Raw genomic sequence first — 22,650 nt, forward strand, 5'->3', positions numbered from 1 at the left:
TAAAGCCATTTTTAATTATATTAACTGCTCAATCTCTTTGCAATGAATCGAACACTTTTGCTAGTTGTTTTAAGTATTTTTTTAGTCACTTCCCTTTTTGGGCAGGAAAACAATTCAGCATCGGAAAATAACTCTGACGTCAAAACCGGTATCAGTGCGGTGGATAGCCTATTTGTCTATTCGGACTCTAATAGCTTTACTATTAATAAAAAAAACACTCCTAGTGCATCCTTGCTAAGTCAAGTAATCAACCGTGCTCAAAGAAATGCAATAGCTCTGAGTCAAATAAAACTACAGTTAACTGACAATCTTGATACAGCGGAAATGTCAGAAAAACTTCCCAAAATAAAGTTAGTGGCTGAGAGGATTAAGTCTCAAATGGATCTAGATAAAGATAAGCTTAACCTTCGATACTTACAGGGAATAGAAAATCTTATTGCACTAGTGGGTGATGTCAATGAAAAGTTGGATAAGAAAATAGAAGAACGGGTCAACAAACTAACCCTGGCAGGAAACAGTCTGAATGAAATCAAATCTGATTCATTATTTAATCTGACGCTTAGAGACACTTCACTAATTCCTTCGATAAATAAGGAATTAGTACTTCTAAAAAATTCCATCAAAACCATCGATAGCATTTATCTGGCCCAGGAAATCCTGACCGCAAAATTCCAGGCGAAAATCAGCGAAAACACAATTTTGTTTCTTGAACTAGAGCAATTTCTCAAAGCTAATAGGACGGCGATGGAACAGAGTTTCTGGAAAAAGGAGATCAACTACTTGTGGGAATCTACAAACTATGAAAAGGAAACAAATCTAAGAGAGGTAATTAAGGAATCAAGTAGGGTAAATCTTCAGCTGATGATGGCTTACCTTGAAAAGACTTATATGTCTCTGATTACATGTCTGATTATTTTGGTGCTAGGATATTGGAAAATTAAATCAATCATAAAAGCGGTTTCCAATGAGAAAGAATTTGCAAAACTAATCCTAGATCGGGTTAGATATTTCAAAAATCATACGTTCGCTTCCACACTCATAATCCTCCTGCCTATTTTTTTAATCATTTTTAATAAGCCACCATTAGTATTCATTTCTACACTTTCATTCCTTTTAGTATTCGCCTCTACTTTTATAGTCAAAGATCAGTTTGGCAAGTATTTCAGTCAATTATGGTGGGTATATCTTGTTCCTTATTTACTCTTGGCACTGAGTGGCTTGCACTGGAAAGTCGCATTTCAAGAGCGCTGGTATATTTTAGTTTCCTCTCTGTTATTTATTTTGATGGGGGTATTTATCTTAAGAAGCTTAAAGAAAAATCTTTACAAGGGGGGTGAGTTACTGAAGCCATTAGCAATTTTCCTTATAGCTTTTCAGGGCTTTGCTGCGATAGCTAATATTTTCGGCCGTTTTAACATTGCAAAGACCTACTCCGTCACAGGAGCTATTCTCTTTTTTAGAGGCGTTGGGCTTTTTCTCTTTATCTATGTTTTCTTGGAATTAGTCTATTTGCTCATAGAATATAGTAAAAATGAGAAAGACAGTTTCACTTCTTATTTTGACTTCCAGGACTTACAGAAAAGAATGCAGGGATTACTAATAATCTTCGCCTGCGGTATTTGGACATATGGTTTATTCTGGCATCTCGGATATTTCAACTATTTCTACGATTCGTTCGTGGAGTTTCTAAAAAAAGATCGTATACTGGGAGATACCACATTCCAATTCGGCAGTATTCTTCTGTTTCTGGTAATTCTTTACATCAGTACTTTTTTGGCAAACAACATTGCCTATTTTGCTTCTGTCAAAGATCAACGAACTGCAACTTCGCGCAAACAACGTCTGGGAAGCTCAGTTCTTCTCATCCGGCTTGCGGTATTGATAGTCGGCTTTTTCATAGGTATGACTGCTGCAAAAATCCCTTTTGACAGAATCGCCATAGTGCTTGGAGCACTTTCCGTAGGTATTGGTTTTGGTTTGCAAACGATAATCAATAACCTCGTTTCAGGAATAATTCTGGCATTTGAAAGGCCTATTCAAATCGGCGACGAAATACAAGTTGGTGAGACAAGTGGCACTGTAAAAGAAGTTGGAATTCGCGCCAGTAAAATTCAGGGATACGATGGTTCAGAAATAGTAATGCCTAATGGCGATCTGCTGTCCCAGAGGTTGATCAACTGGACACTTTCTGATAAAAAGAGGCGTGTAGAATTAATAATCGGTGTGGGTTATAGCTCGGACATGAAGTTGGTAAAATCAATTTTGGAGGAAGTGGTTTCCGCTGAAAGAATTCTTAAAGCACCATCACCTCGCGTTTACATGCAAACTTTCAATGATAGTTCTGTAGACTTTCGGGTATTATTTTGGGTGGAAAGTATGGACATTTGGATAGATGTGCGGGCTGAAGTAATGAGCAATATCTTTGAGAAATTTGCTGAAAATAAAATTGAGATCCCGTTCCCAAAAAGAGATCTCTATTTAAAATCTGTACCATCTAATTGGCAGGAAAAAATCTCCAAGCCTGGAGAAGACATCAGCCCAAATAAGGTGGGCTCAGAATTGGAAGAAAATAAAAAATCCTCTGAAGAATAGTCTTCAAAGGATTAATTTCGCTAACAAAAAAGATCTTTATTAAGCTCTTTTGACATTGACAGCATTAGGTCCTTTTTTGCCATCTTTGATGTCATAAGTTACTTTGTCATTCTGTGCGACCTGATCCACCAAACCGGTTGCGTGTACGAATACTTCGCTTTGAGACTCATCGTCAACGATAAACCCAAATCCTTTGGCTTCATTGTAAAATTTTACTGTTCCGGTAAACATAATAATTTGTGATAAATTGGAATTGAAAGAGCGTTAAAAGTAAATATTCAATTAAAAAAAACAAAATAATCATTCTTGTTTTCAGCAAATGAAAAAAATAATTTTGGTTAGGCACGGAAAGTCAGCTTGGAATAACCCCAATTTGACAGATCACGACAGACCTTTGGCTGAGCGTGGTCTTAATGATGTCCCCGAAATGGGAATTAGATTGAAAGAAAAAGGAATTGTGCCTGATCTTATATTAAGCTCTACTGCCACGCGTGCTACTCAAACTGCAGAAATTCTCGCTGAAGTCCTTCATCTACCAAAAACTAAGATTACTTATGATAAGAACTTATATCATGCGTCTGCAGCAATTATTTTAAAAAATATACAGAAGCAAGATGACGCTAATGAATTGATCTTTATCGTAGGTCACAACCCTGGAATGAATGACTTTATTGATTTCTTTGGAGGAAGTTTCGATAATCTTCCAACTTCAGGACAATATGGATTATTCGTCGATACAGAGCACTGGATCAAGGTTCGTCCTGAAAATTCCAAGTTGTGGTTTTTAGATTACCCTAAGAAAAGAAGTTGACTAAGTGGGAATAATGCGCCAGTTTCTTAGAGAAATTGACTGTCCTTTATTAGAAGCTTGTTCTGCTAAACAAACCTTGTAATCTTGAGAGTAATTAAGCCATCAAGGCAAATCAAAATTTCTAACATCCTGCACCACGTCGTGAAATTTGCCCTCATTTTCTAATAAATAACTGATTTTTGCAGCAACGAAATCCGGTGAAGAAAGATCACCATTTGTTTTATAACCTTTAAAACGCTCAATCTGGGGGAAATCAAATTTATCAGCCTGCCTGATCTCCTCCTGCATTTGAGTGTCTACAATTCCCGGAGCTAAACTGAAAAATCTAAACTTATTGTCTGCATTTTCCTTTGCCGCCACCTTTGTAAACATCTCCATTGCAGCCTTCGTGGTACAATATCCACTCCAACCTTCAACAGGTTTGGATGCAGCTCCTGAACTGATGTTACAAATGATTTTTTTAGCTGGGGAGTCCTTATAGGCAGTTACAAATGCGTTAGTAAGAAACATAGGAGCCAATAAATTAATATTGATCTGAGTCCTCATGTTTTTAGCTTTCAGATTTCCTACGGGTTTGATCTCACCTATCCATCCGGCATTGTTGATAAGAAGAATTTCCTCATAATTCCCTTTGGGAAATAATCCGTCAAGCTTTGTTTCCAATGCATCCAAATCCACAAAATCAATACTGACTTCAAGTAGATTTGGATGATTGATTCCAAGTGTAGTTCTGGAAATAGCTAGGATATTAAATCGCTCGTTTTGCAAATAAGCATCTAAGATGGCTTTCCCTAAGCCTTTACTGTGACCTGTGAGTATTAGGAGTGAATTTTGCATAGCCGAGCTAATTTAATTTTTAAAGGATGTATTGAGACAAATCTCTGTTCTGTACCAAGGTACTTAATCTATCCTGCACCATTTCCTTGGTTACCATGATTTTAGAATTGGCAGTAATAGTATCTGGCACTTCAAATAAGAAATCATTCAGCAAGTGACTCATCACTGTATGAAGTCTTCTAGCACCAATATTTTCAACTTCCTGATTGATCAGAAAAGCTAGTCTTGCGATTTCTTCAATCGATTCATCGTTGAACTCAAGGTACACCTCCTCAGATTCGAACAGAGCCTGATACTGTTTGGTCAGTGCGTTCTTAGGCTCACGTAAAATTCTGGAAAAATCCTCCTGAGTCAAGCTCTGCAACTCTACGCGAATAGGGAATCTACCTTGCAGCTCGGGTATTAAATCAGAAGGCTTTGCTACATGAAAAGCACCCGCGGCGATAAATAAAACGTGATCAGTATTAATTACTCCGTATTTAGTATTTACGGCTGATCCTTCAACAATAGGAAGCAAATCACGCTGGACCCCTTCACGGCTCACGTCCGGCCCACCACCATTTTTTCCTGATTTGGATGCAATCTTATCAATCTCGTCTATGAAGATTATGCCGTTGTTTTCGGCAAGTTTGATGGCTTCTTCTTTTACTTCTTCGAAGTCAACCAACTTGGACATTTCTTCTTCCAGCAAAATCTTTCGGGCTTCAGAAATACTGACTTTACGTTTTTTGACTTTCTTGGGCATCATGTTCGAAATCATATCCTGAAGACCTGCCATACTGGCATCATCCATCATTCCATTCCCGATCATCCCTACGCCCATCGGTGATCCCGCTTTTACGCTGATTTCAACTTTACGCTCGTCCAATTCCCCGTTACGAAGCTTTTCTCTAAATCGCTCACGAGTTCTTTCGTTTAATTCTGCATCGTTCGCAGGTTCGGAATGCTCATCAGAATCTGTAGGGATAGCTCGTGTAAAGCCTGCACTTTTTACCGGAGGGATCAAAATATCCAAAATTATCTCTTCGACAGCTTCGGCAGCTTTTTCTTTGACAGATTCATTTTTTTGTTCTCTGACCAAAGCAACAGATTGCTCTACTAGATCTCTTACCATACTTTCCACATCACGTCCTACGTAACCGACTTCTGTGAATTTGGAGGCCTCCACCTTGGTGAAAGGTGCATGAGCCACTTTGGCCAATCTTCGTGCGATTTCAGTTTTACCCACCCCTGTGGATCCTATCATCAGGATATTGTTAGGAACGATGTCTTTTTGAATATCCGTTTTCACCATTAGGCGACGAATTCGATTTCTGAGAGCAATGGCCACGTTGCGCTTGGCATCATTTTGACCGATAATATATTTGTCTAACTCTGCGACAATCTGTCTTGGAGTAAGTGAAAGTATTTTTTCCATGTCGTTAGCTTAAAATATGCTCAGTCCGCTGTGGTTAATTTTGGTACTGAGCTTTTATGGTTTGTTATTTAAATGAAAAAATGCCTCCTAAAGAAGGCATTTTCCCTAGTTATCTTTTCCGTTTTCCGGCTGGAGATTAAAATGAAGCGGACTTTCCACCTTAGTTTTTAACAAAGCTATATCCAAAACTTCTTCCACTCTATTGACAAAATGAAACTCAACACCTTTAACGTATTGTTCATCTATCTCTTCGATATCCCGTTTGTTTTTGCTGCAAAGGATGATTTCCTTAATTCCAGCTCTTTTGGCAGCCAATATCTTTTCCTTGATTCCACCTACGGGCATCACTTTACCTATTAAGCTAATTTCTCCTGTCATTGCAACTTTAGCTTTTACTTTTCTCTGAGTAAAAACCGAAGCCATCGCTGTTAGCATTGTGATACCTGCTGAAGGTCCATCTTTGGGTACGGCTCCTGCAGGCACATGAATATGAAGATCGTATTGATCAAACACTCTGTGATCTATACCCAGCTTATCAGCTTTGGATTTCAGATAGGAAAGTGCCGTAATAGCCGATTCCTTCATTACATCACCTAGCTGCCCGGAAAGCGTAAGTTTGCCTTTTCCTCTACTTAGACTTGTCTCGATAAACAAAATCTCCCCTCCCACACTTGTCCACGCCAAACCTGTAACCACACCGGCAATGCTATTGTCGGTATATGACTCTTTATCAAAAATCTCTGAGCCTAAAATCTTTCGTACCGCGGCCGCAGTAATTTTAGGACTGTATTCCTCTTCCAAAGCAATAGACTTAGCAATATTTCTCACTACTTTCCCAATTGCCCTTTCCAGGCTTCTCACACCTGATTCTCGAGTATAATCTTCGATTAACTTCACTAAAGCAGCTTTATCAAACGTAATCTGCTTGGATTTCAAACCATGCTCCTTACGTTGCTTAGGCACCAAGTGACGCTTGGCAATTTCCACTTTCTCCTCTTGAGTATAGCCAGTCACCTCTATGATCTCCATCCTATCCCGCAAAGCCGGCTGAATAGTATCCAAGGAGTTAGCTGTAGCAATGAAAAGAACCTTACTCAAGTCATATTCTACTTCTAGGTAATTATCCAAGAACGCATTGTTTTGCTCGGGATCCAGAACCTCAAGGAATGCTGATGAAGGATCTCCGCGGAAGTCAGAAGAAAGTTTATCAATCTCATCCAGCACATACACTGGATTGGAGATTTTTACCTTTTTCATGTTTTGGATAATCTTTCCAGGCATCGCACCTACGTAAGTTTTACGGTGACCGCGAATCTCAGCTTCGTCATGCATCCCTCCTAAAGACATTCTCACATACTTTCTACCTAAAGCTGCAGCTATGGACTTACCTAATGAAGTTTTACCTACACCTGGAGGGCCATATAAGCAGAGAATTGGACCTTTCAGATCATTCTTTAACTTCAATACTGCAAGGTATTCAATGATTCTTTCCTTAACTTTTTCCAGACCAAAGTGGTCTCCATCCAATACTTTCTTGGCGTGATTTAAATCAAAATTATCCTGAGTAAATTCATTCCAGGGTAATTCCACCATCGTTTCAGCATAATTCAATGCAATTGGATATTCAGCAGCAGAAGGGTTGATTCTAAGGATTTTGTCCAGTTCCTTTTGGAAATGTTTATTCACTTCTGCAGGCCATTTTTTAGAAGCACCACGTGCGGCAAGATCTTCCACTTCCTTTTCAGGACCCTCGTCTCCCAGCTCAGTCTGAAGCACTTTCATCTGCTGACGAAGGAAATAATCACGCTGCTGCTGATCGATGTCCGTATGAACTTTCTTCTGAATCTCAGATTTAAGCTCCAACATCTGGATATCCTTCATCATGAATTCTAGCAAAAGCGTCGCACGTTCTACTCCATCATTAATCTCTAATAATCTCTGCTTTGACTCAACTGGTGCATTGATGTTGGAAGAAAGAAAATGAGTAAGAAATGCTGTATTGTCAATGTTGTCTAAAGCAACCTGTGCTTCACGAGGAATTTCTGGATTGAGGTGAAGAATGCGGGTAGCAGACTCCTTTAATGATTCTTCAAGTGCCTGAATTTTCTTGGACGTTGTCGGGAAATTCTCTTCCAGATACTCTGCTTTAGCTATGAAATATGGATCATCAGTGATTTGCTCGCTGACCTTGAATCGTTTCTTACCCTGAATGATTATTGTGGTATTACCATCAGGTAGAACAATCATTTTAATGATTTTGGCGAGAGTACCTACTTGGTAGATATCTTCCCATCCAGGATCATCTATGTTTGGATTAATCTGAGCACAAACCCCAATCAATTTATTTCCCTTTTGGGCTTTTTTCACAAGGCGAATTGACCGCTGTCTACCAACAGTGATCGGAATAACTACACCTGGAAAAAGGACTGTATTTCTTACTGAAAGGATTGGAATCTCTTCTTCAAGTATTTCTTTTCCTTGTGAATCATCTTCCTCGTCGGTTATCAGCTGGATCAGATCTCCTTCACCGGCAAATTCACCGACCATTAAGTTTTGAAACACAGAATTTTCGAATTGGCTCATATAGACAGAATGACAGCTAAGCTGTCCGTTTTATGCTAAAATAAAAGAAGAACCTCCAAAATACGAAGGTTCTTCCTAAAAGGTCAAGGTGCATGCCAAGAGACCTAAGTGGTCAGAATGGCAGTTTGAAACTTATCCTTCACCCGTGAATAATTTAAGAACATCGTTTCCAATAGCAAAGACCATCAATGCCAAAAGTATAACCATACCTACTTTCTGCGCATTCTCAAGGAATCTGTCAGAAGGTGCACGGCCAGAAATCATTTCATATAATAAGAAGATCACGTGACCACCATCCAAAGCTGGAATTGGTAAGAGATTCATAAATGCTAGAATCATTGAAATCAGGCCGGTGATTGTCCAGAACTTAGTCCAGTTCCAAGTATCCCCGTAGATTTTTGCCATTCCTATAGGCCCGCTGACGTTTTTGGTTGAGACTTCACCTGTAAACATCTTGCCCATTGCTTTTGCATTCACAATTACTACTGTAAATGCTTTGGCTGTTCCTTTTTTCAGTGCTTCCGCAAAACCATATTTGCGTTGCACCATATCGATCAAAGGATTCACAGCAATATCTATAGTGCCTCGATCAGTCACTGCCACCATTGTATGAATAGTATCATTAGCGCTAGTCAACAATTCAATATCGGCTTCTTGATCTTTAGCTTTTGCAAGCTCAGATTTCAGTTCGTCGAAGTAAGTGATGGGCTTACCATTTACAGACAGAATCTTATCATCGGTGGTAATTCCAGCTTTCTCAGCAGCACCACCTTCGTCTATTTTGAGTAATTCAAAAGGATATCGAATTTCGACAAAGCTGTTGATTGCTTCTTGACTGTTGAAGGAATTGATAAAACCTCTTGGAATCTCAACCTTGAAAATCTCACCTCCACGATCAACGGTGTAATATCCATTTTCGCTAAGCAAAGCCGAACCAGCAGTCAAATCGTTAATGGATTGGTAAGGTTCACCATTAATATCCAAAATCTTATCTCCCGTTTTCAAGCCAATAGTTTCACCGATTTCCAGCGCTTCTATACCGTTTTCTACTACTTGATCACGAGAATAATAAGTCTCACCATTGTTATAAACCAAGATCACAAAAATGACAATACCTGTAACAACATTGACTATAATACCTCCCAGCATTACGATCAAGCGTTGCCAAGCTGGTTTAGATCTGAATTCCCAAGGCTGCGGAGGACCTGCCATTTGGTCTGCATCCATGGACTCATCCACCATTCCGGAGATTTTCACAAATCCTCCAAGCGGAATTGCTCCTATAGAATATTCAGTTTCTCCCCACTGGAATCCAGCAATTTTGGGGGGAAATCCGATAGAAAATTTCTCTACTCTCATGCCAAACATCTTGGCGGTAAGCAAGTGGCCCAACTCATGTAAACCCACAAGGATTGATAATCCAAGGAGCAACTGGCCCACCATAATTAAGGTATCCATTATACTTTATTCGTTATTAGTTCTTTAGTAATTTCTCTCGCCCGCATGTCCATCTCCACATAATCTTCCAAATTTGGATGTGCAATAAACTCAGCTTTTTCGAGAGTTTCGCCAATCAAATCCGACATTTCCAGAAAACCAACTTCTTTATTCAAGAAAGCAGCTACCGCAATTTCATTGGCAGCATTCAACACACATGGTGCTGTACCGCCTTTTGCAAGAGCATCATATGCTAATTGAAGGTTTTTGAAAGTCTTTAAATCCGGCTGCTCGAAGGTCAATTGAGGGTAATTCATAAAGTCAAATCTTTCGAAATCACTTTTCAATCGGTCAGGAAAGCTTAGCGCAAACTGAATTGGGATACGCATATCCGGCAATCCGAGTTGTGCTTTTATAGATCCATCCTCAAATTGCACCATAGAATGAATGATACTCTGTGGATGTACGACTACATCTATCTGTTCGGTTTTTAATCCAAAAAGCCATTTTGCCTCAATCACTTCCAGTCCTTTGTTCATCAAGGAAGCAGAGTCAATTGTGATTTTGGCGCCCATATCCCAATTTGGATGCTTGAGTGCTTGCTCTCTGGTGACAGTTTCTAAGAAACTTCTGTCTTTCCCTCTGAAAGGTCCGCCCGAAGCTGTAAGTATGATTTTCTCAATAGGATTATGAAACTCACCTATCAGACATTGAAAAATTGCTGAATGCTCAGAATCTACTGGGTATATATTCACCCGATTTTCTTTCGCCAAAGCTGTGATAATCTCACCTGCTACGACCAAGGTTTCCTTATTAGCTAACGCGATCTGCTTACCTGCTTTAATCGCATTTACCGTAGGAATCAAGCCGGAATAGCCAACCAATGCCGTCAACACAACATCGATAGTTTCCATTTCCACTACCTGGGCAATCGCCATCATACCAGCATAAACCTTGATATCCTTCGGCTGCAATACATCCCGTACCTTGGCATAAAGACTTTCGTTTCCAATCACTACAGCGTTTGGTGTAAATTCCAATGCCTGCTCAATCAGTAAATCTGCATTATTTTGAGCTGTAAGAACCTCAACGATGAAGTCTTCAGGATGCTGACGAATTACCTCTAGGGTTTGAGTACCAATGCTTCCGGTGCTGCCCAGGATGGCTACGCGTTTGGGTTCTATCATTCAGTTTGGGATTGTCGAGTAATTAAAACTCTTATTGGTTTGAAGAGTTTTCTCAATAGCTGACAAAATTACAAGATGCTCCCACTTTTCCTCGTACAAATAGTCAGTTTTTCCCAAATGGCATAATATTAAAGGTCAAATGGTAGCGTTATCCCTATTTGGGAACTTAAAAAATGTGAATTTATCCAACGGAATAACTTCTCACTCGTCAAATTGATAAAATGATTCGCCAATGAACAGTCTATTCAAAACAACCGGAGTTTCCTTTCTGGCAGGCTTGGCCGGAGCTGCAGTTTGGACAACTATCAATGTAAATGAACCTGAGCAATTCTTGGATTATCCGCAGGAAAATAAAACTGAGGTAAGTTTTGCTTCACAATATCAACCCGTTACCAATCACTCCACCTCTGAAGTACCTGTTTCATTTGTAGATGCATCTGAAAACAGTACAGAGTCAGTCGTATTTATCAAAAACTTTTCCGGTACGGACCCAAGAAGGTACAGCATGTTTGACTACTTCTTTGGTGGTGGTGGCGCTCCCTCCCAGCAAGTGAGCACCGGATCGGGAGTAATTATCTCAGGTGATGGCTACATCGTAACCAATAATCACGTGATCGACAGAGCCGAGACAATTGAAGTTGTGCATAAGAAAAGAACCTACAAAGCTACTTTAGTTGGTACTGATAAAAACACAGATATAGCTGTGTTGAAAATCGATGAAACAAACCTTCCTGCAATCAAGCGCGGAAGCAGCCGCGATCTAAAAATCGGTGAGTGGGTGCTCGCTGTCGGTAACCCTTTTAATTTAACATCAACTGTCACAGCAGGGATAGTTTCCGCCAAAGAAAGACAAATCAATATTCTTGGTGGAGATTTTCCTTTAGAAAGTTTCATCCAAACTGATGCACCAATTAACCCTGGAAACTCAGGTGGTGCATTAGTCAATGTCAATGGAGAATTGGTTGGAATTAATACGGCTATCTTGTCCAGAACTGGTTCATATACTGGTTATGGATTCGCGGTTCCGGTGGATATTGCCATGAAAGTTTCCAATGATCTGATTAAGTATGGAGAAGTTCAAAAGGCGATCCCGGGCATAGAAGCTGTAGAAATCACTCCTGAGCTGGCAGAAGAAATGAATATAAAAACGCTAGATGGAGTGATAGTCACCCATGTTATAAAAAACGGAGCTGCAGAGAAATCAGGGTTGAAGCGAAATGACGTAATTACAAAATTAGGAAATCAGTTAATTACTGGAAAAGGAAGTTTTGAAGAGGCGCTTTCCTATTATTACCCAGGTGACCAACTTCCAGTATTTTACTTAAGAGATGGCAATGAGAAATCTGCCAGTCTTCAACTTCAGAATCTTGAAGGCGGTAACGGTGTGATCAAGCGGGAGTTTTATAGCTCAGGACTACTTGGAGCAAGGCTAGAAGCTGTCAACACCATTGAAAAAGACAAGTTTGGTGTTGATTACGGAATCAAACTTACTGGTTTGACACGTGGATATTTGAGAGAATTAGGGCTAAGGGAAGGATTTATCATTACCCAGGTCAACGGTGATCCAGCAAAGGATCCAACCAAAGTTGGTGCTTATTTGGAGAAATTCAGCGGAAGATTGCTTCTAGAAGGAGTTGCTTCAAATGGCCAACCATTTATGCAAAGTTATAATGTGAGATAGGAATAAAGTGAGGGGTCTCACTGCAATGGCTGAATCCATTGTTTTGAGATCCCTTCCTTATTTACAAAATCAATCCACATCACGTATTTCCCCATAGTATCATTAGGATTCCAGCTTAAAGTTTTATTTTGGCTTTCAACCAAAAATAAAAATGGATTCCATAGAAGAACAGATCGTAAATCAGGATACTCCTCTGCAATCCTATTTTCCGAAAGGACTAGCCGGCTCACTCCTTCGTAAATTGGAAAGGCTTTTTGATCTAAATTTATTTTATCCAAAAATTCCTCTTTTATCTTGAAACTGACTACACCATGTCTACCTAATACGCCAAATTGCTTCTGAGAATTAATAGAGTTATAGATTGAAACTGATTCGATTTGATGAAAAGGAGTTTCAATCAAATCACCAATCTCAAACATAGGCCACCCATTCACTAGGATCAGCGGACCTGTTTCGTACTTAAAACCAGAATTGACTGAAGCCAATAAGATCTCATAACCATCCTTAGAACGTTTCACTGAAGCTTTTGATATGACACTGGAAAATGCCTCCCTTAGCGTAGCTATTCCTTCAAAATTGGTACTAAGATAGATCTGATCTGGTACAGCTTGAGTCAAGTCATTATATAGAGATTCGTAGCCATCCGAATTAATCCTATAAATCTGATTGATATACTTTCTCTTTCTTTTAAGATCCAGCATATTGACTACTTCATCTGAAAAAGGAACTGTATTGTCAAAAGCAGAAAATTTTAGGCTTTTTGATTCATTCAGAACAATTGACACTTCACCAATTGGTGCTCCCATATTATCGAATTGATATGCCCAAACTGCAGAAGTACCTCTTTGCTGAATTAATTCAGCTTCGATAGCTGCACTATCTCGCATATTAAACTCTTTCACTACTCCAAGATCTAAGAAAAATACAGAAATTCTTGAATTAGCATCTTTTGAAATCGGATCTAATCGAAACTCAGGCTGGTCATCCACTGTGATTTCAGAATTTTTCACTACTCCTATCACAGGCAAAGCTTCTAATGTAGGATCAAAGATCTTTACCGCCAAGACACCTGCATCTTCTAACTGAGGTGGAAGTTTGATTAATTTTCTCGCTGTATCTATCTGTACTGGAAGCGGGCTTTGTTGAAAGAGATTTTTTGCAATACCGACTTTTGGGTCCGCATTTCTAGGGATAATAGCGGAGGAGAAGATTGTTGGATTATAAACATGAATGATCGCTTCCGTCTGAAAAGCTGACCCTGGCACATGTGCTACTAACTTATAATTTCCAGTCTCCAGTTCTTTAGGCAGTTCAAAGGCCATCCCTCTCTGCCATTCTGAGGTATTAAAACGCTGCATTGATACACTTTGGCCATCACTTGCCACTAAGTACAAGTTTATCAAATTTCCTTCTGACATCACTTTGTCTAATTCACCCCCACTCAAAAGTTGCAGACTTACTAAATCACCACTGACATACAGAGAAGAGGAAACTGTCATCTTCACTTTTGTTTGATCGTCTAAAGCCAATAAACTATTAGTACTTAACTCAAGAAGACAGGTAATTAACGTGATGATCTTTAAAATTCTTCCCACCATTCTGGTTTTTCATTTGTAATATCTGTATGTACGCCTCTATATTCCAAACAATTAGAACAACCGGCAGGAGGAATATACGGAACCCCAGGTATGGGTTCGCACGCGTCAATAAACTGTAAATTATATGGCAAGTCTTCCGGAGAAAGATTCCATCTAATAGAGGACTCATGTGCTACATAAAAATAACCAGAGACCAGTTCATCAGGATTATTAACGTTTCGGATATTTGTAATTAATGAAAATGGAGGCGGATCAAAAATGCCTCCACCGCTTTGCTGCTGAATAGCAAGCTGGTTCCAAAATTCAAATCCTGCTGGAGAAAGACTGTATTGCGTGATGTAAGCTGAGAATCCGTATTGAACCTGTTCATTATCATCAGTTTCTAAGAAAAACAAATCACGACTATAGCCTCCATTTTTATCTTCCCACACTTTGATATCCTGGTACTCATAGAGGTTAGTCGCAAAACATTGCTGGTTTGAGTTTTCAACAGGTAATCGGGAAGTTTCGAATATCCAGCTTGGAATTATTTTCCATCTTAAACGATACGGTTCTCCTGAATGAGAAGGCAATGGAACAGAAACTTGGACGCCACGCTGATTTACAAGCTGAGCCTGACCGGCTACATCTATACTTTTAACGATGGTTTGGTAGTCAACTTCAACTTCTTCTAATTGCGGCGCTGGATGAACTGAATCGGGATCAGATTCATATACTGCTCCATTTGCAGTCTCTATATGCACCTTATAATTCACACCTTCTTTCGCAGCAAATGAATCATCCAAAATAAGATAGCGTTGATCTGCTTCACTCCATAGATAGTCGATTGTTGTTCCATCCGACGCAATCAAAGAAACTTTGGCACCCGAAATCACTTCATCCTTGACATTATCGACGTTGCTTGTCCATCTCAGTGCAAGGTAGAATTTTGAGGCAGGAGCAGGTAAGTAAGCCCTTTCTTCAAAAGAAATATTGGAAATAAATCCATCGACTACCAACCGTCTTGGTTCACTGCCAGTTTCGAAAGTAATTGGATCAATACACGCCGTCAATATCAATAGAAGTGCAATCGCAAAACTGTGTCGCATTTTTATAATTTAAAATTGTAAGTGAGGGAAGGGAACACACTTCCTAAGACCGAAAGCTGAAATGCATTACCTCTTTGGTTAAAGTAAACCGAGAAAGGATTTTTCCTTCCGTATATATTGTAAAAGGATAGAACCCATTCTCCATCCACAAATTTATCTTTTCTGAGGCCGCTTTTAAGTGTGAATGACAAATCCAAGCGATGGTAGTCTGGCACTCTGTATTTATTTCGCTCACTATAATTCAATACGGATAAAATATCCTCGTATTGAAATTTAGATACAGGAACTGTGATCGGTCTTCCTGTGGAATATGCAAAATTCATATTCATGGAGAACCTTCTGCTCATTTGATAATTCATCACCACTGACAAGTCATGTGGCTTGTCATAATTGGCTGGATAATAGATTCCATCATTGATATTTTCCTCAGGAAATCTGGATTGATCAAATTTTCTGAGACTTCTTGAGTACGTGTAACCTACCCAACCAGTAAGTTTTCCTCTATTTTTTCTAATCAATAATTCCAAGCCATAAGCCTCACCATTTCCTTGGATCAGATCTGCATCCAGCGTTTCGTTAAGCAGAATAGTAGCAGCATTTTTATAATCTACCACATGTTGGATGTTTTTGTAGTAGCCTTCTGCAGATACCTCTATCAAATTGTCATTCCAATTTTTGAAAAAGCCCAGCGTATACTGATCTGCTACAGATGGCATCAAATTATATCCTGAGGACTTCCAATAATTAACCGGTGAGATTGCCGCCGTATTTGAGATCAGATGTATGTATTGCTTAGTTCTGAAATAACTGACTTTCAAAGAACTTGAAGGTGTCACCAACCACCTTAATGAAGCTCGAGGCTCTAACCCTAAATATGATTTTGCGACTTCGCCTTGAGCAAAATTTAACGTATCAGAAATAGACGCTATAGATCGAGGCTGGTTAGGGTTAAACTCATAGTAAGTTCCACCCAATGCCATATAATTAGACGCCCTTACACCATAGACCAATGAAACCCTGGGCGAAATGGTAAACTCGTCATTAATATATATAGCACTTTCGATCGCTTTCTCTTGTGGGATTATGATCTCCTCAGACACGCTATTCTCAGCACCAGGAAGGAATTCTCCGTTATTAAAAACATAATAAAGAGAGCTTACCCCAAAATCAAATTTGTGAGCATTGCTAAGTTCATAGGAAAAATCAACCTTACCTTGATAATTAAGTATTCCAGATTGGTAAGCAAAATCATAACTATTTTGAGTATTACTGATATTGCTTTGAAAATCACTTACTACTGCTTGGGTTTGTATTAAGAACTTATTCGAAAGTCTATGGTCCCACTTTAGAATTGCAGCCTTGGTCTTCCATACATAAGAGGTATCAGAGGCAAATTCAAAATTGTCGTCACTCAGATATCCTGAAAATGAAAAGACATTTTTTTCGTCAATAACATGATTAATTTTGAGGTTTAGGTCATAAAAACCTGCCTCACTTTGATAGAGATCAGGATCTTTCATCTGCTTCAGCATCCAGTTAGGGTAAGCAGTTCTGCCAGAAACAAGAAATGAAGTTTTATCTTTTTTCAACGGACCCTCTAATAAGAGTCTTGAAGAAATCAATCCTACTCCTCCCTGAACTTTTAAATCTCTAGAATCTCCATTTCTTAGATTCACATTCAATACCGATGAAACTCGACCTCCAAAATTGGCAGGCCCACCCCCTTTATAAAGCTCAACATCTCTAATTAAATCAGAATTGAAGGCTCCGAAAAACCCAAATAAATGTGAGCTGTTATAGACAATAGCTCCATCCATCATCACTAAGTTTTGACCAGGATCACCACCACGGACATTGAATCCTGAGCTTCCCTCACCTACTGAACTTACTCCTGGTAAAGAAATCAAACTTTTCACAGGATCCACTTCACCCATGAAGGTAGGCAGGCTTCTGATCACTGCGATGTCAAGAATCTCCCTGCCCGCAATTTTTTCTGATACAGAAATATCCTGACTTTTGGCTGAGATGGTCACTTCTTCAAGTTTCAGAGTCTCATTAAAAAGTTTTATGTCTAATTCCCCACCGTTAATAAGTTGGATTGGAATAGTTTTAGGCTCATAACCTGCGTATTGAACCAATATCTTGTATTTACCGGGAACCAGTGATAATGTAAACTCCCCATCCAAATCTGACACTACTCCTTCTGCAGTATCTACGGCCATCACACTCGCCCCTATCAAAGGCTTATTTTCTGCAGCATCTATTATCTGGCCAGAAAGTGGGACTGGAAGATTTGAGTTATCAGGTTTGCCTACTCCAATTAATTGGTATTCATTAAGGCCGGAATCATCTTCTCTCCATTGCTCATATTGATAGGATTCAAGCCCTTCTTGATTGACTATTACATATATTCCTCGGTAAGGAATCAAGCTATAGCCATAATTACCCAATAAAGTTTTAATATTTTCAATGGCGTCACTGCCTTTTTGGGCAGTCACTAAAAACGCATCTATCCCCCAATCGTCTTTATAGTAAATGCGTACACCAGATTCTGATTTTAGATCTTCTAATACTTCAGGAAGAGGAGTGTCTGAGTAATCTTGTTGAAAAAATATTTGTTTATGGGTAGTTTGACTTAAAACGAAACTGTGGTGAATAAGGATAAAAAATAAAAGTAGTGGTAGTTTTCCTTTCATATGGATTATTAAGCAAAAAAATGCCATCTGCAATTAGCAGATGGCATTTAAAATTTCTCAGTTTTTATTAATCAACGTCCCACCAAACTGGTGTATCCAAACCGTCTTCGCCTTGTCTGGCAACTACAGCATTGTAATTGTCAGAGTTAAGGTTCAGCTCGAATAATGGGTAAGCTTGACGAACTGGTATTTGCTTGCTGTCATTAAGCGCATCCTCACCTGGCTGTAGGTTAGGAAAGCCAGTTCTTCTCCATTCAGCCCATGACTCGTATCCATTAAGAAAATTCGCAATCCACTTCTGAGTAATAATTTGCTCCAATGCTTTTGAGCTATCGTACACTACCCATGAATTAGTTATGTAAGTATTATAGCCGGCAGATACACTATACTGATCCAAAGAAGCTTCGATTCCATCATAATAATAAGCTTCTGCATCTCCAGGAATCCAACCTCTGTTAGCCGCTTCTGCCATAGAAAATAAAATCTGTGCAGAAGTAAATATGTAATTAGGAGCATCCTGAGATCTTAATTCTTCATTTAAGAAAGATACATCAGAGTTGGAAATTGCACCTGCTCTAGCTTCAGAAAGTCCATAAGGCATTCCAACATACTTGCCGCCGATATCTGTAGGATCCGCATATTCTGAAAGACGGGGGTCTACAGAGACATTAAGTACACCTCCATTGGCAGTAGTTTGCATCCTGTTTACCAACGTATTAGCAACAGCATAATCTCTACGTGTAAGGAATCTAGCATACCAAGCATTTTGGAAAGCTGCTTCTGGAAGATTATTGTAATAGATATTTTCACTGTTGTCCAAAGCAATAACCCCATCATTAACAGCTGAAACAAATTCTGCCTGAGCTGTTGCAGGTTCCACTTCAGACATTCTCAAGGCCATTTTTAATCTAATGGAATTAGCAAACTTCTTCCACATATCCATGTCGCCTCCGAAAAGGATGTCACCCTGAACAGGTGCGGTAGAAGAAATATTAGCCTGAGCTGTCTTTAATGTAGCCAAGATGCTTGCGTATACTTCTGATTGTGGATCAAATGCAGGCTGGCGTACACCCTCTGCTATATCCAATGCCTGAGAATAAGGTATATCGCCCCATCTATCAGTCATAAAGCTATAATAGTAGGATTGCAAAATTTGAGCAACTGCTATTTGATTCGCGTTAGAACCATACAGAGAAGCTTCCACCATAGTTTCCTCATCTGAATTCAATACTATAATCTGCTCCAGATCCATGAGTACCCCACTGTAGTATCCGCCATAATCAAATATTATAGTTTGATAGTTGTCAGCACTGGTATATTGTGAATTAGCTAGATATTGGGCATAATGTTGACCTTGGGTAGCGTCAATAGTCCCTTTCAATCCGTTAATTGCGTTCGTCAAAAGAGAAGATGGGATCCCTTGAGTAGTCTGGTTAGGATTGACGTTAGTATCTCCAAAATCTCCCAACTCACAGGATGAGACACCAAGGGTGATCATCCCTATTATCAAATATTTTGAAATTGATTTTTTCATGTTTGTTTAATTTAGAATCCTAGACGAATGTCAAAACCTATAGAACGAGTAGCTGGCAATTGTCCAGAGTCTACCCATGCACCATTGTTTCTTGAATTCCTTGTATCTCCACTAACTTGAGATGGATCCAATCCTGGAACATTTGTCTTGATTAACCACGGGTTGTTAGCTACAACAGCAAATGATGCTGTTCTCAAAAACTTAGTACTTTCAAGAAGTGATGAAGGGAAATTGTAGCCTAATCTGATTTCTCGAAGTTTCACGTAGCTGGCATCATAAACCCATGCTTCATGAAGGCCAAACTGACTTTTAAAGTATTCTGAAGCGTCTAGATATATGTCGTTTTGAGTTCCATCAGCAAATACACCATCAAATTTCAATCCGCCACCGTCAGCTACCGCATCACGCATTGGGAAACCTTTATCGTTATTGCCCACGGTCATTTCTCCAAGACCAGAGTAGGCGTTAAACATATTTGTAATAGAGTTTATTTTACCTCCGATTTGCCAATCAATAGTGAAACTTAATTCAAAACCTTTGTAGGTCAATCTATTGAAAATACCACCAGTATAATCAGGAAGTACTGTACCTAAAATTTGATTTTGCTCTGTCAATGGATATCCATCTTCATCAATAAGAATATTTCCTGCATCATCTCTTTGGAATTTCTCACCAATGATTGTACCCCAATCTTCACCTACTTTAGCTCTTGCAGAAATAGAACCCCATCCTCCACTTACTCGATCTCCAAGGAAACCGTTAGTAAGCTGGATCGCATCAATACCAGGGTAGATTTCCTCGATTACGTTTCTACTTCTTGCAAAGTTAAAATTAACATCCCAGTTAAAGTTCTGAGATTGGATAGGAGTACCTCCAATAGTTGCATCCCATCCTCTAGTATAAGTTTTACCAGCGTTAATGGTATAAGAAGAAATTCCTGTCGTGCTAGGAACTTCCGTTCTTAGTATTTCATTGGTATTGTCATAGTAATAATAAGAGAAATCAGTTCTGATTCTTCCTTGTAGGAATGTCAATTCCAAGCCAGCTTCCAATGCTCCTGTAGTCGCTGCACGAAGGTTTGGATCTATCAAGGAATTTGGATAAGTCATAGTTGGATTTCCATTATAAGGAGTTCCTAATGAGTAAGCAGGATCTAATTGATATGGATCAAGCTCTCCACCTACTTCGGCATAGCCAGCGCGTAATTTACCAAATGACAATACATTTGAATTCGGTAACAATTCAGAGAATATAAATGATGCAGAAACCGCAGGGTAAGTAAATGCATTGCTAGTTTCAGGCAGTACAGAATCATAGTCACGACGAAGAGATCCATCCACAAAAACGATTTCTTTCCATCCAAAACTTGCCTGAGCAAAAATCGAATTTACTTGTCGCTGACTGGTGAAATTAGAAGTATTTGGCCTATCCACTGATGCACTTATGTTGTATAAATCAGGTACAGAAAGACCACCAGCAGTTGAAAAACTATTTGAGCTGTAATCCTCCATTCTTATATTACCACCTATCAAAGCTGAAATAGAGAAGTTCTCAGAAACTTTATTATACTGAGCTAAGAATTCGTAATTATCCTCCTTCTCCTGATATTTGCTTTGGCCATAAGAATCAAGTTCAAGTGTACCCGAAGCAATACGTCCATCAGCAAAATAGGAAGTAAAATAGCGACTTAGGTTTGCTGATACAGAAAGACCTTCTATTAACTCATAAGTCAAACCAAATTTACCACTATAGGTGTCTTTTGTGTTTTCTGAGAAGTTCGCATATTGTTCTGTATATGGGTTGTTCCAGTACAGAGGACGAGGATTTCTCGCAGAGTTAATGTTCCAGCTGGTGTATCTACCATCAGGCATTCTGTAGTATTTTTTCAGCAAGTCCATATCTAATTGTCTTTGGAACCACTGATTGAAGTTTTGACCAATACTACCTCCTTGGTATCCTTCTGTCAAGCTACCAAAAACATTAGTCCTGTTGTAGTTAGCCAAAGTAGTCAACTTAAGATTTTTAGCTAGATCAACGGTAGCATTTAAATTCAAAAACGTCTTTTCTTGTTTCGTGTTAGGAAGTACACCAGTACGATTTACGTTAGAAAGAGTGGCAGTAATGTTATATCCATCACCAGCCTTACTTACTGACAAACTATTTTGGAGAGATACGCCAGTATTGAAGAAATTCTTCACGTTATCAGGATTCGGAGACCAAGGCCTAGTTTGACCATATGTTTCCGTGCCAGGGGTAAAAGCATCCCACTGAGCTACTTGCTGGCCTTCCATTCTTGGACCCCAACTCTCATCTGCGTAAAATTCCGGAATTGAAGCTCCATCCAATCCAGACAAAGCGGGATCATCTGTAGCTGGGTTGAAATTAAATGTCTGAAATTCTTGGGAATATCCACCACCATACTCATTCTGATATTTTGGCATCACGGATACATTCTCAAATGTAGTCGTGTTGTTAAAATCGATGTTCATTCTTCCCGATTTCGCTTTCTTCATTGTAATAATAATGACACCATCGCGAGCACGTGAACCATAAAGAGCAGACGCATTTGCACCTTTCAATACGTTAATAGACTGAACATTGTCCATGTTTATTGTCGCCGGATCAGAAGTGGGAATACCATCTACCACATATAGCGGAGAGTTTGAGCCAAAACCCCTTACGCCTCTAATTCTAACAGCAGCTTCTCCAAACTTAGCACCAGAACCAGATATTACCTGTACACCCGATACTTTTCCAGCTAAAGCCTCATTTAAATTAGTTTCTCTAGCTACACGAAGATTATCGGCTCCAACTTCCTGCGTTGCATATCCCAATGTTTTCTTCTCACGAGCCACATTCAATGCAGTCACCACCACCTCATTCAGTTGTGTTACGTCTTCTGATAATTGCGCGTCGATAGTCGATTGATTTCCGATAGCAATTTCAGTAGAAGTCATTCCTACAAATGAGAATATCAATTCCCCTCCAGTACTTGGTACAGACAATTGATACTTACCGTCAATATCGGTAATTGTTCCGTTTTGAGTTCCTTTCAAAATGACACTTACACCAGGTAAAGTTGTCCCATCTGTAGCAGAAGTTACCGTACCATTAATTGTACGATTCTGGGCCAAAATTAGACCTGATAAGATCATCATGAAGGAAAATAGTAAAATTTTCTTCATAAGA

At 39.3% G+C, this 22,650-nt stretch carries 14 protein-coding genes; 3 read left to right on the forward strand and 11 right to left on the reverse strand.

Going from position 1 to position 22,650, the window contains the following annotated elements; translation table 11 throughout:
* Nucleotides 1–42: 42 nt before the first annotated feature.
* Nucleotides 43–2,592, forward strand: coding sequence for a mechanosensitive ion channel domain-containing protein (locus AACZ73_RS11095; protein WP_339877820.1), 2,550 nt, complete (start codon nt 43–45; stop codon nt 2,590–2,592).
* Nucleotides 2,593–2,631: 39 nt separating this feature from the next.
* Here AACZ73_RS11095 and AACZ73_RS11100 read toward each other — a convergent pair whose 3' ends face one another.
* On the reverse strand, nt 2,632–2,823 hold the full coding sequence (locus AACZ73_RS11100) for a cold shock domain-containing protein (RefSeq protein WP_057935595.1): 192 nt from the start codon (nt 2,821–2,823) through the stop codon (nt 2,632–2,634).
* 88 nt (nt 2,824–2,911) lie between these two features.
* Between AACZ73_RS11100 and AACZ73_RS11105 the strand changes: the two genes are divergently transcribed.
* On the forward strand, nt 2,912–3,403 hold the full coding sequence (locus AACZ73_RS11105) for a histidine phosphatase family protein (RefSeq protein WP_339877823.1): 492 nt from the start codon (nt 2,912–2,914) through the stop codon (nt 3,401–3,403).
* Between the two features lie 102 nt (nt 3,404–3,505).
* Here the strand turns inward: AACZ73_RS11105 and AACZ73_RS11110 are convergent, their stop codons facing one another.
* From AACZ73_RS11110 to AACZ73_RS11130, 5 genes are all read right to left on the reverse strand, one after another.
* A complete protein-coding gene (locus tag AACZ73_RS11110; protein WP_339877825.1) occupies nt 3,506–4,240 on the reverse strand; it encodes an SDR family NAD(P)-dependent oxidoreductase in 735 nt (244 codons plus the stop codon).
* Between the two features lie 19 nt (nt 4,241–4,259).
* Nucleotides 4,260–5,657, reverse strand: coding sequence for an ATP-dependent protease ATPase subunit HslU (gene hslU, locus AACZ73_RS11115; RefSeq protein ID WP_339877827.1), 1,398 nt, complete (start codon nt 5,655–5,657; stop codon nt 4,260–4,262).
* A gap of 105 nt (nt 5,658–5,762) precedes the next feature.
* The gene (gene lon / locus AACZ73_RS11120; RefSeq protein WP_339877829.1) at nt 5,763–8,240 is read right to left on the reverse strand and encodes an endopeptidase La; all 2,478 of its coding nucleotides are present in this window, start codon (nt 8,238–8,240) and stop codon (nt 5,763–5,765) included.
* A gap of 132 nt (nt 8,241–8,372) precedes the next feature.
* Nucleotides 8,373–9,698, reverse strand: coding sequence for an RIP metalloprotease RseP (gene rseP / locus AACZ73_RS11125; protein ID WP_339877831.1), 1,326 nt, complete (start codon nt 9,696–9,698; stop codon nt 8,373–8,375).
* Nucleotides 9,698–10,864: a 1-deoxy-D-xylulose-5-phosphate reductoisomerase gene (locus tag AACZ73_RS11130; protein WP_339877832.1), complete on the reverse strand. Its 1,167-nt coding sequence runs from the start codon at nt 10,862–10,864 to the stop codon at nt 9,698–9,700. The genes rseP and AACZ73_RS11130 overlap by 1 nt, the downstream gene beginning before the upstream one ends.
* A gap of 232 nt (nt 10,865–11,096) precedes the next feature.
* Here AACZ73_RS11130 and AACZ73_RS11135 point away from each other — a divergent pair, with 232 nt between their 5' ends.
* Entirely contained in the window at nt 11,097–12,545 is a 1,449-nt protein-coding gene (locus AACZ73_RS11135; protein WP_339877834.1) for a trypsin-like peptidase domain-containing protein, read from the forward strand.
* Between the two features lie 17 nt (nt 12,546–12,562).
* On the opposite strand, the gene AACZ73_RS11140 is transcribed toward AACZ73_RS11135, so the two are convergent.
* From AACZ73_RS11140 to AACZ73_RS11160, 5 genes are all read right to left on the reverse strand, one after another.
* The gene (locus AACZ73_RS11140) at nt 12,563–14,044 is read right to left on the reverse strand and encodes a hypothetical protein (RefSeq protein ID WP_339877836.1); all 1,482 of its coding nucleotides are present in this window, start codon (nt 14,042–14,044) and stop codon (nt 12,563–12,565) included.
* Nucleotides 14,045–14,124: 80 nt separating this feature from the next.
* Nucleotides 14,125–15,231, reverse strand: a complete 1,107-nt coding sequence (locus AACZ73_RS11145; RefSeq protein WP_339877837.1) for a DUF4249 domain-containing protein — start codon at nt 15,229–15,231, stop codon at nt 14,125–14,127.
* A 2-nt stretch (nt 15,232–15,233) separates the two neighbouring features.
* Nucleotides 15,234–17,927, reverse strand: coding sequence for a TonB-dependent receptor (locus AACZ73_RS11150; protein WP_339877839.1), 2,694 nt, complete (start codon nt 17,925–17,927; stop codon nt 15,234–15,236).
* Between the two features lie 67 nt (nt 17,928–17,994).
* Nucleotides 17,995–19,461 (reverse strand): SusD/RagB family nutrient-binding outer membrane lipoprotein, encoded by a 1,467-nt coding sequence (locus AACZ73_RS11155; protein ID WP_339877841.1) that lies wholly within the window; start codon nt 19,459–19,461, stop codon nt 17,995–17,997.
* An 11-nt stretch (nt 19,462–19,472) separates the two neighbouring features.
* Nucleotides 19,473–22,646, reverse strand: coding sequence for a SusC/RagA family TonB-linked outer membrane protein (locus tag AACZ73_RS11160; RefSeq protein ID WP_339877843.1), 3,174 nt, complete (start codon nt 22,644–22,646; stop codon nt 19,473–19,475).
* Nucleotides 22,647–22,650: the final 4 nt, after the last annotated feature.

Origin of the sequence: uncultured Algoriphagus sp., assembly GCF_963974835.1 — a bacterium.
Taxonomy (GTDB): domain Bacteria; phylum Bacteroidota; class Bacteroidia; order Cytophagales; family Cyclobacteriaceae; genus Algoriphagus.

Excerpts from the sequence above, each read along its gene's own strand:
- AACZ73_RS11095 (WP_339877820.1), top strand. The coding sequence starts at position 43 with ATGAATCGAACACTTTTGCTAGTTGTTTTAAGTATTTTTTTAGTCACT.
- AACZ73_RS11100 (WP_057935595.1), bottom strand. The coding sequence starts at position 2,823 with ATGTTTACCGGAACAGTAAAATTTTACAATGAAGCCAAAGGATTTGGG.
- AACZ73_RS11105 (WP_339877823.1), top strand. The coding sequence starts at position 2,912 with ATGAAAAAAATAATTTTGGTTAGGCACGGAAAGTCAGCTTGGAATAAC.
- AACZ73_RS11110 (WP_339877825.1), bottom strand. The coding sequence starts at position 4,240 with ATGCAAAATTCACTCCTAATACTCACAGGTCACAGTAAAGGCTTAGGG.
- hslU (WP_339877827.1), bottom strand. The coding sequence starts at position 5,657 with ATGGAAAAAATACTTTCACTTACTCCAAGACAGATTGTCGCAGAGTTA.
- lon (WP_339877829.1), bottom strand. The coding sequence starts at position 8,240 with ATGAGCCAATTCGAAAATTCTGTGTTTCAAAACTTAATGGTCGGTGAA.
- rseP (WP_339877831.1), bottom strand. The coding sequence starts at position 9,698 with ATGGATACCTTAATTATGGTGGGCCAGTTGCTCCTTGGATTATCAATC.
- AACZ73_RS11130 (WP_339877832.1), bottom strand. The coding sequence starts at position 10,864 with ATGATAGAACCCAAACGCGTAGCCATCCTGGGCAGCACCGGAAGCATT.
- AACZ73_RS11135 (WP_339877834.1), top strand. The coding sequence starts at position 11,097 with ATGAACAGTCTATTCAAAACAACCGGAGTTTCCTTTCTGGCAGGCTTG.
- AACZ73_RS11140 (WP_339877836.1), bottom strand. The coding sequence starts at position 14,044 with ATGACAGTTTCCTCTTCTCTGTATGTCAGTGGTGATTTAGTAAGTCTG.
- AACZ73_RS11145 (WP_339877837.1), bottom strand. The coding sequence starts at position 15,231 with ATGCGACACAGTTTTGCGATTGCACTTCTATTGATATTGACGGCGTGT.
- AACZ73_RS11150 (WP_339877839.1), bottom strand. The coding sequence starts at position 17,927 with ATGAAAGGAAAACTACCACTACTTTTATTTTTTATCCTTATTCACCAC.
- AACZ73_RS11155 (WP_339877841.1), bottom strand. The coding sequence starts at position 19,461 with ATGAAAAAATCAATTTCAAAATATTTGATAATAGGGATGATCACCCTT.
- AACZ73_RS11160 (WP_339877843.1), bottom strand. The coding sequence starts at position 22,646 with ATGAAGAAAATTTTACTATTTTCCTTCATGATGATCTTATCAGGTCTA.